The 17,084-nt window shown below is 38.1% G+C and carries 13 protein-coding genes and 1 tRNA gene; 4 read left to right on the top strand and 10 right to left on the bottom strand.

What is annotated here, in order from left to right:
• The first annotated feature begins 4 nt into the window (after positions 1-4).
• Positions 5-2,065: a ComEC/Rec2 family competence protein gene (locus BLP81_RS01525; protein ID WP_093364755.1), complete on the top strand. Its 2,061-nt coding sequence runs from the start codon at positions 5-7 to the stop codon at positions 2,063-2,065.
• Here the strand turns inward: BLP81_RS01525 and BLP81_RS01520 are convergent.
• From BLP81_RS01520 to BLP81_RS01510, 3 genes are read right to left on the bottom strand one after another with little or no spacing between them, the layout of a single operon-like run.
• Positions 2,062-2,601: a thioredoxin family protein gene (locus BLP81_RS01520; protein WP_176752665.1), complete on the bottom strand. Its 540-nt coding sequence runs from the start codon at positions 2,599-2,601 to the stop codon at positions 2,062-2,064. The genes BLP81_RS01525 and BLP81_RS01520 overlap by 4 nt on opposite strands.
• 5 nt (positions 2,602-2,606) lie before the next feature.
• Positions 2,607-4,517 (bottom strand): peptide MFS transporter, encoded by a 1,911-nt coding sequence (locus BLP81_RS01515; protein WP_093364753.1) that lies wholly within the window; start codon positions 4,515-4,517, stop codon positions 2,607-2,609.
• A 5-nt stretch (positions 4,518-4,522) separates the two neighbouring features.
• Positions 4,523-6,712 carry a S9 family peptidase gene (locus BLP81_RS01510; RefSeq protein WP_093365442.1) on the bottom strand — a complete coding sequence of 730 codons (2,190 nt, stop codon included), beginning with the start codon at positions 6,710-6,712 and terminating at the stop codon, positions 4,523-4,525.
• Positions 6,713-6,904: 192 nt separating this feature from the next.
• Between BLP81_RS01510 and BLP81_RS01505 the strand changes: the two genes are divergently transcribed.
• Both BLP81_RS01505 and BLP81_RS01500 read left to right on the top strand, forming a co-directional pair.
• On the top strand, positions 6,905-8,215 hold the full coding sequence (locus tag BLP81_RS01505) for a hydroxymethylglutaryl-CoA reductase, degradative (protein ID WP_093364747.1): 1,311 nt from the start codon (positions 6,905-6,907) through the stop codon (positions 8,213-8,215).
• Positions 8,215-9,126 (top strand): GYDIA family GHMP kinase, encoded by a 912-nt coding sequence (locus BLP81_RS01500; protein WP_093364745.1) that lies wholly within the window; start codon positions 8,215-8,217, stop codon positions 9,124-9,126. The genes BLP81_RS01505 and BLP81_RS01500 overlap by 1 nt, the downstream gene beginning before the upstream one ends.
• A 57-nt stretch (positions 9,127-9,183) precedes the next feature.
• Here the strand turns inward: BLP81_RS01500 and BLP81_RS01495 are convergent, their stop codons facing one another.
• The 7 genes from BLP81_RS01495 to BLP81_RS01465 form a co-directional block, all read right to left on the bottom strand.
• Positions 9,184-11,277 (bottom strand): peptidylprolyl isomerase, encoded by a 2,094-nt coding sequence (locus BLP81_RS01495; protein ID WP_093364743.1) that lies wholly within the window; start codon positions 11,275-11,277, stop codon positions 9,184-9,186.
• 146 nt (positions 11,278-11,423) lie between these two features.
• Positions 11,424-12,713, bottom strand: coding sequence for a hemolysin family protein (locus BLP81_RS01490; protein WP_093364738.1), 1,290 nt, complete (start codon positions 12,711-12,713; stop codon positions 11,424-11,426).
• Positions 12,713-12,910: a hypothetical protein gene (locus tag BLP81_RS01485; protein ID WP_093364737.1), complete on the bottom strand. Its 198-nt coding sequence runs from the start codon at positions 12,908-12,910 to the stop codon at positions 12,713-12,715. The genes BLP81_RS01490 and BLP81_RS01485 overlap by 1 nt, the downstream gene beginning before the upstream one ends.
• Complete coding sequence (gene lptC / locus BLP81_RS01480; protein WP_093364736.1) at positions 12,910-13,467, bottom strand: LPS export ABC transporter periplasmic protein LptC; 558 nt, start codon at positions 13,465-13,467, stop codon at positions 12,910-12,912. The genes BLP81_RS01485 and lptC overlap by 1 nt, the downstream gene beginning before the upstream one ends.
• A gap of 1 nt (position 13,468) precedes the next feature.
• Positions 13,469-14,839, bottom strand: coding sequence for a hypothetical protein (locus BLP81_RS01475; RefSeq protein ID WP_093364735.1), 1,371 nt, complete (start codon positions 14,837-14,839; stop codon positions 13,469-13,471).
• Positions 14,840-14,851: 12 nt separating this feature from the next.
• A complete protein-coding gene (locus tag BLP81_RS01470; RefSeq protein ID WP_093364734.1) occupies positions 14,852-16,102 on the bottom strand; it encodes a BamG family beta-barrel-assembly machinery protein in 1,251 nt (416 codons plus the stop codon).
• Positions 16,102-16,833, bottom strand: coding sequence for a type III pantothenate kinase (locus BLP81_RS01465; RefSeq protein ID WP_093364732.1), 732 nt, complete (start codon positions 16,831-16,833; stop codon positions 16,102-16,104). Before BLP81_RS01465 ends, BLP81_RS01470 begins: the two co-directional genes overlap by 1 nt.
• Before the next feature lie 95 nt (positions 16,834-16,928).
• Between BLP81_RS01465 and BLP81_RS01460 the strand changes: the two genes are divergently transcribed.
• Positions 16,929-17,001: transfer RNA gene (locus BLP81_RS01460), tRNA-Phe, on the top strand.
• Positions 17,002-17,084 lie beyond the last annotated feature (83 nt).

Genomic DNA, 17,084 nt, shown 5'->3' with positions numbered 1-17,084 from the left:
TACTATGAAGTTTGCCAACCTTCCTTTGTTGCAAGTTTGCTTAGTATTCTTTTGGGGGATTTGGCTGGGTTTTACAGATTTTCAGTTTAATATTTCGACTTATGTTTCGATAAGTTTGTCGCTCTTTATACTCCTTATTATTTCGTTTTTGATAGCTAAATCTCATCCAAAAATGAAATTGATTTTTACTAGCGCTGCGCTTTTATTTATTTTTAGCCTGGGCCTGCTTAATACTAAAATACATTTACCAAAGCATCAGGAAAATCATTATACGCATTTCTTAACCCCGGATTCTTCTCAGGCTCATTATGTCACTTTTGAAGGAGAAGTCGTTAAAGCTTTAAAGTCTAACGCCTATAAAGATAAATACAAAATCAATTTGATTTCCTGGCAAGGCAAAACAACAAAAGGTAAAGTCTTACTTCAGATTCCCGTTTCAGACAAACTACAGATTTCCTCAAAGTCTAGAATTTCAGGTTACGGAAAACTTACTGCATTTAAAGACCCTCAAAATCCTCAGCAGTTTAATTACAAGAATTATATGTTTACGCAACAGATGAGTCATGTGATCGACTCTGAGCTTGCTCAACTCAGAATAAAGGCGAAGCCTGGCATTAGTTTCTTGAGTTTTGGTGAACAGGCAAGACACAAAATTGAAAGGTCTCTGGATAAGCACAGGTTTACCAAAGAACAAATGGACATTATTCAAGCTTTATTATTAGGTCAAAAACAAGACATAGACCCGGAAACATATACCAGTTTTTCTAAAGCGGGTGTAGTTCATATTCTTGCTGTTTCAGGTTTACATGTAGGTATCCTATTAATTATTTTACAGTTTATAACTAAGCGTCTGCTAAGAATAAAGTATGGCAGGGTTTTACGAGAAGGCTTTGTTTTACTTGGTATCTGGGGGTTTGCAGCACTAGCAGGATTTACTCCATCGGTCTTAAGAGCTGCGGTTATGTTTTCGTTTTTGAGCCTGGCCCTGAATTACAAACGAAAAACCAGCCCAATCAATACCCTGGCGCTTTCTGCTGTGTTATTGATTTTTATTAATCCCTATCTTATCTATCAGGTCGGTTTTCAACTAAGTTACCTGGCGGTCATAAGCATAGTGACACTTCAGCCAAGGCTCTACAGACTTTATCAACCCAGATATTTTTTAGATCAGAAAATTTGGGATATCCTAACCGTGACCATCACTGCTCAACTGGGAGTCTTACCCTTAAGTCTGTATTACTTTCATCAATTCCCGGGTTTGTTCCTAATCAGTAATCTGGTTATTTTACCCGGCTTAGGACTTATACTAGCAGGTGGTATTTCTGTTATTCTCTTAAGTTTGCTAGGGATTTTACCGGAATTTTTAGTTTCTGCCTATGGTCGTCTCTTAGATCTACTTTTAGGTTTTGTCGACTGGATTTCTTCAAAAGAAAATCTGGTATTCTCTGATATTTACTATACTAAATCAATGCTTATAGCTAGCCTGGTTTTGCTTTTAAGTTTAATTTTATGGAATTCAAAACATAAATTATGGAGCTATTCTTTTCTGAATCTATCACTGCTGGCTTTTATAATTTGTCTGTATAGTGAAAAACGCAATCAACTTCAGCAGGGAGAAGTTTTGGTTTTTCAAACCTATAAAAACTCTCAACTAGGTATTCTCAGAGGATCTGGTCTGCATTTATATAGCGATAAAATTCAGCCTGAAGACTCCATTATAGGTGCTTACCACATTAAAAATTACAAAACTTTAAAAGGGATTAATACTATCCAGATTTCAAGCTTTAGGCATGTATACCAGCTCAACTCAACTGAGACTTTATTTGTATTAGATAGTATTCCTGTTTATCCTGAAATGAACTTTCAGCCTCAGTATCTTCTTCTGAAAAATTCACCGAATATAAATCTTGACAGAGTCATATCAAAGCTGAAACCTAGGCTAATAATTGCTGATGGAAGCAATTATAGAACAGATGTTGAACGCTGGCAGACATCAGCAAAAAAACTCAAGGTAAATTTCCATTCCACCTGGGAACGGGGGGCATTTGTACTTCCCGGAAATTAATCCTTAAAGGTTCCTTCAAATTCTGCCTGATAAGCTTGCCATGCTTCCTGAGTAGTTAGGTCCTTATAATCATCTGTTGCGATCATTTTAAGATAAATCTCGAGCTGTTCAGCTGTTCTATAGCCTACCACAGGGGCGATGACATCAGATTCTTCATCAAAGAAAACAACCGTAGGATAACCCGAAACCTTCAAGGCATTAGCGAAAAAATGCTGTGCATTTCGCTTTCCTTTACGTTCTGGTCTATAGTTCGGATTGGTATACTCAAAGCCCTGGTAATCTACCGTTTCAGTTCCTTCCGCATTAAATTTTACAGGATAAAAATGGGTGTTTACGTACTTGACTAAGTCTGGATTTGAAAAGGTGTTTTTATCCATCATTTTACACGGTCCGCACCAGTCTGTATAAACGTCTGCAAATATTTTTTTGGGCTCTTTTTTTTGAGCATCCAAAGCTTCATTCATCGTCATCCATTTAATTTGTGCATGCACAGAATGAAGCATGAAAAACATAAGCCCTAAATACAAATACCTCATTTCTTTTATTTTACTTCGTCATCTGCAATTTCGAAGCCCTCCGCTTCAAGACCTTCAACTTCTTTTTCTTCGGCACCGTGAGTCAGTCGTTTTAAGGGTTTGAGCAGTAAAATAACTAAGACTCCAAAAGCAACAGTGAAAATCACAATGCCCATAAAGGTTTGAAATTCAAGATCCGTTTGGAACTGATCTATCTCTATTCTTCCCTGATATTCTCCCTCCTGGTAATCAAACTTTAAGTAAGTCAGCAGCTTGTTATCTTCTGATGTATTATAAGTTTTTATCCTGCTGAGCAATTCAGACTTAGACTTTTCTCCTTCATAAGTAAATACAGAATTGATTCTCTCATCCGTATTGACTTCTTCAAAGACGACCTCACCCGATGAATTTGTATAGAGCTGGGTTTCTATTATAAAGGCTTTATTGTTCTCGAACACCTCTTCAGGATTTGCATTAGCAACAAACTGTGAGAGTTGATTTTGATCTGCGCTAAGTTCAATATCGATGCGTTCCGCCTGCGAAGACTCCCCTATGATTCCAGCTACTTTATTACCAAGACCTGTCGCCGCAAAATAAAGCCCCATCATCAAAGCGGCATAACGCAAAGGGGCGAGTTTCGTAATGAAAGACAATGCTACGGGAGAGGCAGAGAGCTCTCCAATGGTGTGAAGCAAATAAGCAAAAATGAGCCAGTAAATTGCAGATTCACCATTCGCTTCATACTGTAAGGTAGCGAATACCATAAAAACAAATCCAAGACCCATGACAATAACCCCTATGGCCATTTTGAAAATAGAAGAGGCTTCTTTCCCTTTTTTCTTCATGCGACTCCAAAACCAGGCTACTGGAATTCCAAATAAAATAATATAGGTTGGATTAAGCGACTGGAAAAAGGCTGCGGGTACTGTATAATCAAAGACCGGTAAGAATCGATCTGTTTTTTGTTGAGCATAAATATTCAATAAGCCACCGGCTTGCTCAAAAGCGCCCCAAAAGACAATTACGATTAAAAAAGAAAGCAGCAAAACGATAAATCTGTCTTTTTCAATTTTGCCATTCAAATCTTCATAAACGGTCATCATAAAACCTACCACAACCGACAGGAAAATAAAGAACACAATGTAAGCTGTAACTTCAGTTTCCATAAACTGGAGAGGAATCACAAAGGATAAAGCGACCAGCAGAGCCACTACTGCAAGTGATTTTTTAGTAGACAGCATGTTTTGAAAGATCTCCTTGATAGACACGGAGGATTCTTCGGTATGGATTAAACTACTAGGCTTATTCCCTACATGGGTAAGGTATCTCTGTCCAAATATATAAACCAACTGGCCCAAAACCATTCCTATGGCCGCAAGACCGAATCCGTAATGCCAGCCGTATTCTGAAGCGATATAGCCTACCAAAATGGCAGCTACTGCAGCACCAACATTGATACCGATATAAAATATAGAAAATCCTTTGTCACGTCTTGCATCTCCTTCTCTATAGAGTCCGCCGACCATGGTAGAGATGTTGGGTTTCAACATTCCAACACCGAGTATAATGAGTAAAAGACCGGTGTAGAAAGCCCAGTCTTGTTCGATAGACAACACCCCGTGTCCCGCAACCAAAAGCCAGCCGCCAATCATGACCGATTGCTTCTGCCCCAGGATTTTGTCTGCTATAATTCCTCCGGGAATAGAAACCACATACACCAGCATAGTATACCATCCGTAAATAGCGAGTGCTTTGCCTTCTTCCCAGCCCAAGCCGGGGTTTTCTGAACTCACCTTGGCAAGCATATACAGCGTGAGAATAGCACGCATGCCATAATAGGAAAAACGTTCCCAAAGCTCTGTAAAAAACAAAATGTAAAGACCTGCTGGATGGCCAAATAATTCTTTTTGATAGGCTGGTTTAACTGTGGCTTCCATATAGTTTATAGGTTTTCTTTAATAAAATTAGTCATCAACGTATAGAGGTGAAGGCGAGTATTTCCTCCATAAATTCCATGATTTTTGTCGGGGTAAATTCGCCAGTCAAATTGTTTATTGGCCTGCACCAAAGCCTCTATGAGCTGCATCGAATTTTGCACATGTACGTTATCATCACCGCTACCATGCACCAGCAGATAATTCCCTTTATCGAACTCATCTACATGGGTAATCGGCGAATTATCATCATAACCAGAGGGGTTTTCCTGAGGAGTTGTCATATAGCGCTCGGTATAAACCGTATCATAAAATCTCCAGCTGGTTACCGGTGCAACCGCAATGGCTGCTTTGAAAACATCATTCGCCTGGAAAATAGCATTGGTAGACATAAATCCTCCGTAACTCCATCCCCAAATACCAATCCTGTCGGCATTTATATAGTCTCTTTCTCCAAAGAGCTTAGCTGAAGAGATTTGATCTTCAAGCTCGTATTTACCGAGTTGTTCCTGAGTTATTTTCTTGAAATCTCTGCCTTTAAATCCTGTCCCTCTTCCGTCTACACAGGCCACAATATAACCTTGCTGAGCAAGCATCTGGTACCAGTAGTCATTGGTGCTAAAAAACGTATTGGAAACCGACTGAGAACCAGGTCCTGAATATTGAAACATCAATAAAGGATAGGTTTTTTCAGGATCAAAGTTCGGTGGCTTGATCATCCAGGTGTTCAGTTCATAACCATTCACGTTAATCGTAGAAAGCTCTTTGGGCGATATAGTGTAGTTGTCCAACTTATTTAGCAAAGCTGAATTGTCTTTGATTTCTCTTACAAGCTCTCCTTTTTTTGCTTTATGTAAGGTATAAACAGCAGGAGTGGTCGTATTGGTAAACGTATTGACAAAATAAGTATAGTCTGCACTAAAATCTGCTCGGTGTGTTCCTGTTTTTTGGGTAAGTCTTAATTTATTCCTTCCATTGGCCAAAACAGAGTACACATCGCGATTAACACTTCCTTGCTCTGTACTTTGAAAGTAAATCCGGCCAGACTTGTTATCAAACCCATAAAAATTGGTCACCTCCCAGGCTCCGCTAGTGACCTGATTGATTAAACTTCCATCTTCAGCATAATGGTAAATATGCTTCCAGCCATCTTTTTCACTAGTCCAGAAAAAGCTATTGTTATTCAGAAAAGTTAAATCGTCTGTAACATCAACATAAGCATCGTCCTTTTCAGTTAAAACCAGGCTTGCGGCTTTAGTTTCAGCATTGACAAGATAGAGCTTGAGTTCATTTTGGTGTCTGTTTAAACTTTGAACACTAAACAGATTTTCATCTTCGGTCCATTTTAACCTGGGCAAGTATTCAGGAACCTCCAGATTTATTTTGGAATTGGTGTTGCTGTCTAAATCATAGAGATGAAGACTCACTTCTGCATTGTCTTCCCCGGCTTTAGGATACTTAAACACCTCTTGAGTTGGATACAAGTCCTGCCCGTAAATTCCATATAAATCCATGGAAAATTCCGGAACTTTACTTTCATCAAATTTCAAATAAGCTATTTTAGTTCCACCCGGATTCCATTCAAAAGCACGTACAAAAGCAAACTCTTCTTCATACACCCAATCGGTAACCCCGTTGATGATTTTATTCTTTTCGCCATCCGTGGTGACTTTTACAGTGGTATTGGTTTCCAGATTCTTATAAAAAATATTGTTGCCCTTGACGTATCCTACTTTTTTGCCATTCGGAGAAAAGGCAGGCGACTGTATCTTTACATCATCGATTTGGGTTAATGTCTTGGTCTTTAGGTCATATACATAATAAATACCTTTGGTAGAACGTCTAAAAATCGGTTCAACTTTCGTTCCCAAAAGAGCTTTGGTCTCATCCTTACTCAACGAAAAGGTTTGAAAAGTAGACAGGCCTGGAATAGAATTACTCGTTAAAAGATTAGCTGTTTTTTCACCGGTTTTATAACTAAAGACTTCAATCTTCATATTTTGAGTGGATCTGTCATAATCCTGAACAATATAAGATTCGCCGTCTTTTAAGGATTGTAAATTTTGCATGCGCTCCTGACTAAACTCCCCGCTCCAAATGTCCTCTAAGCTTATTTCCTTAGTTTGAGCAGACAATAAAGTCATTGAGCCAGTCATCAAAATGACCAGTAGACTTAATTTGATTTTTAGTTTATTCATGATTTTATTTTTGGAGATCAATTTTACTAAAAAAACATCAAAAATCACGTTCTTTTCTTATTAAAAACTCAAATTAAGAGGTATTGTATAGGGCTTGTATAAATAATTATGTTCTTAAAATTGTACATGCCTGATAAAGCGGCTTATAACTTATGAAGTGTATCTTTGTAGTCAATTGTTTAATTAATTCAAATGTCTCAAATCTCAGGTTTCTCCAAGTTGACCAAACTCGAAAAAATAGACTGGCTGGCCACTCATTATTTATCAGATTATCCCAGGGCAGAAGCTATCATCAAACAGTACTGGAATTCTGACGAAGCTCTACAAAAGCTTCACGATGAATTTACAGAAAATACCATTTCAAATTACTACCTGCCCTTAGGTGTCGCTCCCAATTTTGATATAGACGGAAAGCTTTATGCCATCCCCATGGCCATTGAAGAAAGTTCTGTGATTGCTGCCGCCAGTAAGGCCGCCAAGTTTTGGCTGGACAAAGGCGGCTTCAAAACCGAAATCCTTGGAACGACCAAAGTGGGTCATGTGCATTTCAATTATAGTGGAGATTCACAACAACTAAACCTATTTTTTGAAAGCATTAAGCCAAAATTGTTTTCGGATACGGCTTCCATTACCAAAAACATGGAAAAAAGAGGAGGCGGTATTAAAGACATTCAGCTCATCGACAAAACCGAAGATCTTGAGAATTATTTCCAGCTCTACTGTACATTTGAAACTGTAGATGCTATGGGTGCAAATTTCATCAATTCCTGCCTGGAGCAGTTTGGTCAAACCCTGGAAGCTGAAGCCAGAACTTACAATAATTTTACTTCAGAAGGAACTTTTCCGGAAGTCATCATGTGCATTTTATCCAATTATGTTCCAGAATGCCTGGTTAGGGCTGAAGTATCCTGTCCCGTTACAGAACTGGGAGAAACAAAAGAAGAAGCAGAACAGTTTGTCAGAAAGTTTTCTCAAGCCATCAAAATTGCCGAAATAGAACCTTACAGGGCCGTGACTCACAACAAAGGGATTATGAATGGTATTGATGCCCTTGTATTGGCCACTGGCAACGATTTTAGAGCAGTGGAAGCTGGCGTGCATGCCTTTGCCGCCAAAAGGGGACGTTACAGCAGCCTGACCCACGTAAAAACCGAAAACGGCATCTTCAGGTTTTGGATTGAAGTCCCTCTGGCTTTAGGAACCACTGGCGGACTAACAAGCCTGCATCCGCTCGTAAAATTATCTTTGGCCTTGCTCAACCACCCTTCAGCAGAACAGCTTATGAGACTTACAGCAGTAGCTGGACTTGCTCAGAATTTTGCAGCCGTGAATTCCCTAGTGACCACGGGAATTCAGAAAGGCCATATGAAAATGCACCTGATGAATATCCTCAATCAATTTGAAGCTGACGAAACAGAAAGAGCGAAAGCTGTCGACCATTTTAAAACCCATACGGTAACCCATTCAGAAGTGATTAATTTACTTGAAAAAATGCGTTCGTAGTGGATACTCAGAAGTTTTACAGTCACGGCAAGCTTTTAATCACAGGGGAATATTTAGTTTTGGATGGCGCCAAAGCTTTGGCAATACCCTGTAAGTTTGGACAGCACCTAAACGTGATTCCCTCAGAAAAAGACACTTCACGCTGGCTGAGCTATGATCATCAAAATCGGCTTTGGTTAGATATCGAATTTGATCTCCTTCAGGTGATCAAGACTACCTGGAAAGGAAATAACGACATTGAAAACAGGCTTTTTCAGGTTTTTAGAGAAATTAACAGGCTGAACCCAACTGTTTTTACTCAAAATTATCAGTTTAAAACTCATCTCGAATTTCCGAAAACCTGGGGGCTGGGCACGTCTTCAACGCTTATTGCTAACCTGGCCAAGTGGGCTGATGTAAACCCTTATGCTTTATTAGCCAATACCTTTGGCGGTAGTGGCTATGACATTGCCTGTGCAGATTCAGACGCCGCACTGGTTTTTCAGCTTGAAAAAGGAGAACCTCAAGTGGAAACTGCCGAAATTCCTGAGGCCATCAAGTCTTATATTCATTTTGTTTACCTGGAAGAAAAGCAAAATAGCCGGGAAGCCATTGCCAACTATAAAACGACAAGACCAAATGGCCTGGAGAAGTTTATTTCAGAAATAAATAAGATAACCCAGGACTTTCAAAACGTTGAATCCCTTGAAATGGCTCAAGAATTAATAGATAGTCATGAACAGTGTCTTTCTGAGATTCTACAGATAAAACCCGTTCAGTCCAGACTATTTCCCGATTTCAAAGGCCATATCAAAAGTCTTGGTGCCTGGGGAGGAGACTTTGTCATGGTACTAAGCGAAAAAGATCCTACGCATTACTTCAGGAATAAAGGCTTGAACACCATCCTTAGCTTCGAAGACATGTCCTTATAAAAAAAGCCCTGTCACAAACTGTAACAGGGCTTTCTATTTTATTTTATCTCTCTGGATTTAGTAGATTACGTGAATATTCTTCTCAATCTCTTTACTGTTCTTTAAAGCTTCAATAATCGGACTATTTCTTGGATTCAGCAGGTTACGCGTTCTAGCCTCGGTCTCTTGCTTGGCAACAGAGCGATAAGATGGCAATGCTTCTGCTTCGTTCTTTTCCAAAAGATTTATCAAATAAACACCTGTATTTCCTTGTAGTGGCTTAGATACCTCTCCTACTTCCATAGCAAATGCAGCCCCAACAATTTTTGGTTCATTGCCTCCTCCCGGAATGATAGAATTACTCATGTTGATAGACGTCGCTTTTTGTACGCTTTGTTCAAATGCAGAAGCCACGCTAGCAAGATCATTGCCCTGAATCTGAGAAATGATATTATCTGCCTGTTTGCGCTTTCTTAGAATTGGTGTGACTTCAGCAGAAGCTTCTTCTGGAGATTTTAAGCCTTTTTTAGATTTCTTGGTCACTCTCGCAACGATGTAACCGTTTCCTGTATCAAAACTCTTTACGTCACCGACCTTGGTTTCCCCTTCAAAGGCCCATTTCACAATCGATCTCTGTCTGCCCACTCCTGGAATAGTTTCATCGAGTTTGTCAATTCCGCTGACGGGTTTTACTGTTTTATCAACAGCTTCTGCTTCTTCACGGAAATCTCCTTCTTTAGCGGCAAGTTCAAATTTACTGGCAGAACGGTAAAGTTCATTTAAGGTTTTCTCCGTTGGTTCAACTTTTTTGGTAACCGTAGCCAATTTAACCACGTCTTTAGGAGAAGTTCTATCTTCCACATACACAACGTGGAAACCAAAGTCCGTTTCTACAACTCCATAGCTGTTCACTCTTGCTTCTTCAAAAACATACTCATTGAATTCCGGAACCAAAGCTCCATAAGTGATCCAATTTAAATCTCCGGCATTAGCGGCACTTTGACGATCTGATGAAAATTCTGCAGCCAATTCTGCGAATTTCCCTGAATTCCTTTGGACTACAGAGGTGATGCTATCTGCTAAACTTTTGGCTTCTTCTTTGGTTCTTGTCACAGACCCATCCACACGTGTGCCTTCATAAGTTATAAGGATATGGCTTGTTTTTACCGAATCTGGTTTTTGACTGCGCTCAAGAAGTTTAGTCAATTTATAGCTTTCGTTTTCAAAATAAGGACCATAAACTTCATTGATATCCAAATCCAAAATTTCATCTGCGAATTCTCCGGTTAAGTTATATTCAAAAACATACATGTCGTTGAAAGGTGTTTCTGAATTTACAGCAACAAATTCTTCAACATCATCTGTAGTTTTGAAATTTGGACTCTCATCCGTTAACATTTTTTCTACCTCAGCCAAAACTAAAACATTGTCCTCTTCTGAAGGCTCTTCTTCGAAAGAGACATATTCCAGGTCTCTTTTAGCTTCTTGTTGGAAACGCTCTTTGTGATCGTTGATATAAGATTGAATATCAGACTTGGTCACTTCCACTTCTTCGGCCTCGTTGTAAGGAATTTTGACAAATTCAAAAGTAAGATTATCATTTTCCTGGTGGTAAATCTGCTTTCCTTCAAGAAGAGTAGTTTTTACGCCTGCTTTTATCATATTGAAGTAAAGTTGAGATTTAGCATTAATCGCCATAGATTTCTCAAAATTCAACCACTGCTGATATTGTTCTGGAGAAGTCAGTTTAAGTTCTGCGATAAACTGCTTCAGTTTAGCCTCATCAAAAAAGCCTGCTTCATTGGAGAACCTGGGATCCCCTGCCAGCTGCTGCGCCATAACATCCGTAATTTGATCTGCGCCAACTTCAAGGCCCAATTTATCAAATTCCTGCTTGAGCAAGGTTCTCCTCAGGTTACTATCCCAGGCTTGTTTTGCAGCTTGTAAGGTGCTTACCCTGCCCTGACTCTGCTGAACAATACTTTCAACTTCGGAAGCAAACTCCTCCCTGGTTATTTCTTCATCACCAATCACGCCAACAACGCTGGTCGTTTTATCTCCAGAAAAACCACCGTTTCTGAATAAGTCAGTAAGCACAAAAGCAAATAAAGCTAAGGCTATGATGACTATGAGGAAAACTGTGCGTTCTCTAATTTTACTAAGTATTGCCATTTTAGGGTATTTTAAGAAATATAGGGGGCGAAAATAAGATAATTAGCCCATATATAAAACCTTGTTGTTCAAAATATTTAATTCGTTTAATAAAGCTAAAAAGAGTTGGAAATGAGGTTTAAAGGTTTTTTCAGGAAAATAAATTTCTATTCACCTGTATCTACTTTAATGGAGACCAATTCTATTTTTTTATTGGACGCCTCGAGAATTTCAATTTTAAAGTGATCTATGTTTACTTCCTCACCAACATCAGGGATTTCCTCTGTGGTATTGACGATCATCCCGCCCAGGGTTTCGTAATTTTCATTTTCCGGAAGGTTGATGTCGTATTTCTCATTGATGTAATCCACATCCAGCCTGGCAGAAAATTTATATACGTTTTCTCTGATGATTTCTTCTACCAGGATAACAGAATCGTGCTCGTCTTCAATCTCTCCAAAAAGTTCTTCTACAATATCTTCTACCGTCATCATACCACTGGTTCCCCCGTATTCATCGACTACTACAGCAATACTCTTTCTTTTTTTAATGAGGACGTTAAGAATCTCTTTCACAAGCATAGTTTCCGGGACAAAAACAACAGGCATCAAAATACTTTGGATATCTTGTGGCTGACGGAACATTTCAAAAGAATGAATATAACCTACGATATCATCGTTGCTTTCTTTATAAACTAATAATTTGGAAAGTCCTGTTCTGGTAAAAATTTCCGTGAGGTTCCTGGTGTCTTCTGAAATATCTACTGCCACAATTTCATTACGAGGAATCATAACTTCACGGGCTTTTACTTCAGAAAACTGTAAAGCATTTCGAAAGATTTGAATTTCAGAATCTATATCTTCTTTAGATTCAACCGTTTCCATTTGCTCACTGATGTAATCTCCAAGTTCTACCTTGCTAAAATTAAGCTGTACTTTATCGCCTTCCATTTTGAAAACGCGTTTCAAAATGATGTCTGAAATCCATATGATAAAACTTGAAATAAAGCTAAACAGGTAATAGAATATAAATGCGGGAACGCTGAATACCTTCAATAGTACATTAGAGTAAATCTGAAAAAACACCTTGGGAAGAAATTCAGCAGTAAATAGAATAACCACAGTAGATATTAAGGTCTGCGTAAACAAACTGGCTTCGGTGATAAAATAATTTAAAAATTCATTTTGAACGGGCTGCATACTCTCAAACCAATTCATGATTAAATCTCCCATGAAAAAACCGTAAACAACCAAAGCGATGTTATTTCCAACTAGCATGGTCGCGATAAACTTGGAGGGTTTTTTTGTCAATGTTTTTAAAACACTGGCGATGATATCAGTTTGATTCTTCTGAATCTCTATGTGAACTTTATTCGCCGACACAAAGGCGATTTCCATCCCGGAAAAGAAAGCGGAAAGCAAAAGGCATAAGATAATAACGAGAACTTCTGCGCTCATTACTTCTTGTTTTTAGTTTTGTTTTCAATTCTTTTTCTGAAACGCCTTTTAAAGAAAAACATAAAAATGGCTAGTACAGAAAAGAATAGATAAAGGTAAGCTCTGCTCTCGTTTTCTGCCCATATGCGAATAGCTTCAATGATAAAGAAAACCGCAAAAGCGATATAAGCAAACTCAAAGTATTTAAAATATTTCATCAATCTGGTATGTATTGGATTCCTGTATTGGATCTCGAATTGAAAGTAGTAAATTTTTGATCAGCATCAAAACCTTCGCCTTCGTTTCTAGCACCATTGGATAGCTGTAAATTGTACTTATAATCGGTAAAAAGCCATTCCTGCTGTTGATCCCAATATAATTGAGGACCCGTTAATATCGTACTATCAGAAGTGACTATTTTGACATTTTTCCTCAAATCTATCAATCCTGTTTCTAAATACTGTATTGCATAGTCTGAGGTAATCGTATTCTTGCTGGAATCAATTTCAAAAAAATCCAGCTCTATACCTTGAGGAAATTCTCTAAAGGGGAATTCTCTGTTGGAATAGTCTAGCATTTCCGGACTTCTTAAGTTTGCTTTTACCGATCCGCTATCTGTATAAAACAGGTTGAGCTCATAGACCTTGGATTGAGGCTCAAGAAAATCTTTTTCCATTTCCTTCACATCCTTTAGATTACCCTCACAAGCAAAAAGCATTGCTGTAAATAAACATACAGCAATGCTTTTGTAAAAAAATGAGTTTTTAATTATCATTCTAGATATTTGGGACCACGACGCTTTCTCTTATCCAACAATTGGAAAATGAGATTTTTTTGCCTGCAGCCTCTTCCTGAAAAATATCAGATTTTTGAGGAGCCCTGGCTCTATAACTTTCAGCTGTCTCATTTGCATTTGAACTTATAGATGGATCTACACGTCCAGCTCTAGCTGCATAGTCTGCTGCCAACCAGTAAACCGCTCTTTTTTCGAAAACTGTATTACCACAATCGTTAGCACTCTTAGCATACATGTCTGCGATTTTTAAGTAGGCTACACCCATAGAAGGCTTGCTTTGTAAAGCTTTTCTGTAATAATTTCTTGCCTGAGAATAGCTGCCTCTATCTTTATAATTGTTGGCTATTCTATAGTATATTCTAGCTTTTCTAATTTCACTAGTTTCCAGTTCTGCAGCTTCATTATAATATTCCAAAGCTTTTGCCCTATCACCTTCAGCTTCTGCCAACTGACCTAAAGAATAAGCAGAGCTTGCAGAAGGCTCCTTCTGGTGTAAAGCCTCAGAAACTTTAAAAAATAACGGGTCCTGTGTACAGTCCTTCGCAGATAATCTTTCATTGGCGTTTTTCAACCATTGAACATTGTCTTTATTCTCATCAAAATTCTTTTTATATAAAGGAATCAGGTTATCACAGTCAGCTTTAGAACCTAATAAAGAGTTTACACTTTCTTTAATCTTGGTATAATTTCTTAGGTAGATTTCAGAATTTTTAAGGATTCTAGATTCTCTGGAGGTCAGTTCTTCCTGAGCTTCCTGCTTCTCGATCAGAGGCTTAGCTTCTAAGGCTTTGTCGTTTTCCTGAGTCTCGATAAGCGCTATAACCTGATCATACTTATCGAACAAAAACTGAATATCTCTTTCCCCGGCGTCATTAAGGTCATTTGCTATTCTGAAATACGCATATATAGCAACTGGTGAGGAAAAGTTTTCTTTATCGACTTCTACAATTTTTTCAAAAGCCTCAAGCCTTTCTTCCAAAGTTCCCACTTCATATTTGTATTTGATCATTGCAATATCAGCGAATACATCTCCTGCTTTAGTTTCGCCTGGAAACTTTTCTAAGCGCATGGTTTGGTTATCGATATATTCCTGAATCAATTCTTGTTTTCTTTCTTCAGTTTCAGCTACTTCGATCATTTCTTCAAGCATCTTTTCTCCTCGCTGATAAATAAGAATATTGTAATCTGAGCAATTTTCCAGCAATTCCTTATACTTAGGATAAGCATCGCTAAAGTTTTCTACTTTGGCACTTTCGTTAAACAAACTAAGTGTCACTCTACAGTCCTGAGCACTTGCTGCATTAAAAGCAAACACTAATCCTAAAAGTGTAAAAGCAATTTTGAACTTCATAATTTTAAGTATTTAATTATATTTAGATTTAATGAACCATTTGTCGTTGAAAGAGAAACTAAAAAATACGCTGATAAAATTTTCCTGTATCAAATTATTTGAGGTTGTCCCTCTTTCAAAATATTCAACTCCTAGGTTGGCATTGGTAAAAACCCGACCGGCAGGTAAACCTAGACCAAATGATATGCCAAACTCGTTTATATCCTCACCATTATATTCCAACCCACTCTCTTCATATCTTATTCCAGCTCTGTAAACCACCCGTTTAAAGTAACTTACAGGATCATTGTAGCGGGGAATAAAAAAACCTCCCAATCTAAGGGCACTGGCTTCTTTTTGAACAACCTGTGCCCCAAAGTTAAAATCTAAGGAGGAAAAATCTCCAGCGGTGTAGTTTTCATATTCTAAGCCTACAAACCATTTTCTCTTCTGTCCAAGTCCTAAACCGAAAGCATACATTTCCGGTAATTCAATTTCAGTATCTAAAGGATTTAATTCAACTTCATTAATTACAATTTCAGTTTCATTCTGCCCAAGTTGAATTGTGGCTAACTCTCGTCGTCGGTTTACATCAAGTGATGAGCCTGTTTCATACCTTCCTGAGAAGTTCAGGTTTATTTTTTCTGATAGATTTAAATTGTAAAGTGCGCCAGCTTCAAAAGAGAACCCACCTATGTAGGTAAAATTAATCTCTCTGGAAGCATATTGTACTTGGTTTGCAAAAATAATGGATTTATTCTCTATATCTCCAAAATGATAATTAGCTGTTGCACCAAGCCTAAAGTTTTTGAGAGGCTCGAAACCTGCTGAAAAGTAAGCGGTGTTTAAACCTCCGCGACCCTCAAATCGGGAAATACGATTTGGTGTTATTTCTTCAAGTTCATAACCTACAGCGCTTCTTGGTTTGATTCCAAAACCCACTCCTAAGTTATCAAAAGGCAGACCAATTGCTAAATAATCGAACGTGAAATAATTTAAATTGTCCGAGCTGGTAGTTGTTTCTAGCTCTACAGAGTTGGCAGTAGCTCCTGCCGTAAAGGCGGTTAAACCCAGGTCTGAATAAGCCGCTGGATTTTTTAGATTAAGATGAATACTATCTGAAAACATCCCCAGACCAGCCATGGACCTATTTTCTACCGTCCCTCTAAAGGCTTTGGTTCCTATCCCAAGAAAAGAATAAGGGGATAATGAACCTTCCTGAGCTGATGCAGAAGAGGCTGCTATAAGTAGTATCGAAAATAAAAGAAAAAATCTTGTGAACATTAAATTGAGTTGAGTTGTAGAATTTTATTTAATCCTTTCAATAAAAAATTAGAAGTCGCAAATATGCTATTTTTTATAGATGCTGACAACAAATAATAATCTCCTCCTGTTAAAACAACTGTTAAATCTTCATAATCAGTCAGATAATCTTCAATATAGCCGTCAATTTCATAACAAATTGACTTACAGACTCCCACTTGCATGGCTTCCTTGGTAGATTGACCTATATATGTTGAGGCTTGAAAGGCTTCTTTAATTAACGGTAGTTTTTTTGTAAACGTATGCATGGCTTTATATCTCATTTGTAAACCTGGAGAGATGGCACCTCCTTGGTAAACGGACTTTTTATCGATAAAATCATAAGTTATACAAGTCCCTGCATCTATGACCAGTACGTTATGCAAAGGAAATTCATCAACAGCTGCAGCTACTAAGGCAATTCGATCTAAACCTAAAGTTTCGGGAGTCTTATAGTTATTGTGAAAATTTAATTTGCTTTGGTGAGAAAATTTTAAAAGATCTACGTTTTCTGTAAGTAAGCTTTCTAAAGCAGCTGGAACTTCACTTGTAGAAGAAATAATTCCTTTGGATAACTTTGGATAGGATTGTAAAATTTTCCGAAAAAAATCAATCGAATGTTCTGAAGGAACTACACTTTTTTCTACCAATTGATCTGCATCAAAGACTGCAAATTTGATTTGTGTGTTACCTACGTCAACGATTAAATTCATATCTAATTAAAAGTTCAAAGATAGTGATAAGAATATTTCATCTTTTCTTTTGTTTAATTAAATAATGGGTTTATATTTGCACCCGCAATAAAACTGGTGCCTTAGCTCAGTTGGTAGAGCAAAGGACTGAAAATCCTTGTGTCCCTGGTTCGATTCCTGGAGGCACCACCTTTTAAACCTCAACTTTAAGTAGTTGAGGTTTTTTTATGCGTGAAATTCGAGTCACTGGTTCTCCCAAAGCCTTGGGGACG

The organism is Psychroflexus sediminis (assembly GCF_900099815.1).
GTDB classification, from domain to species: domain Bacteria; phylum Bacteroidota; class Bacteroidia; order Flavobacteriales; family Flavobacteriaceae; genus Psychroflexus; species Psychroflexus sediminis.
The sequence above is the reverse complement of the archived record's forward strand: the minus strand, read 5'-3'. Positions and strand labels throughout refer to the sequence as shown.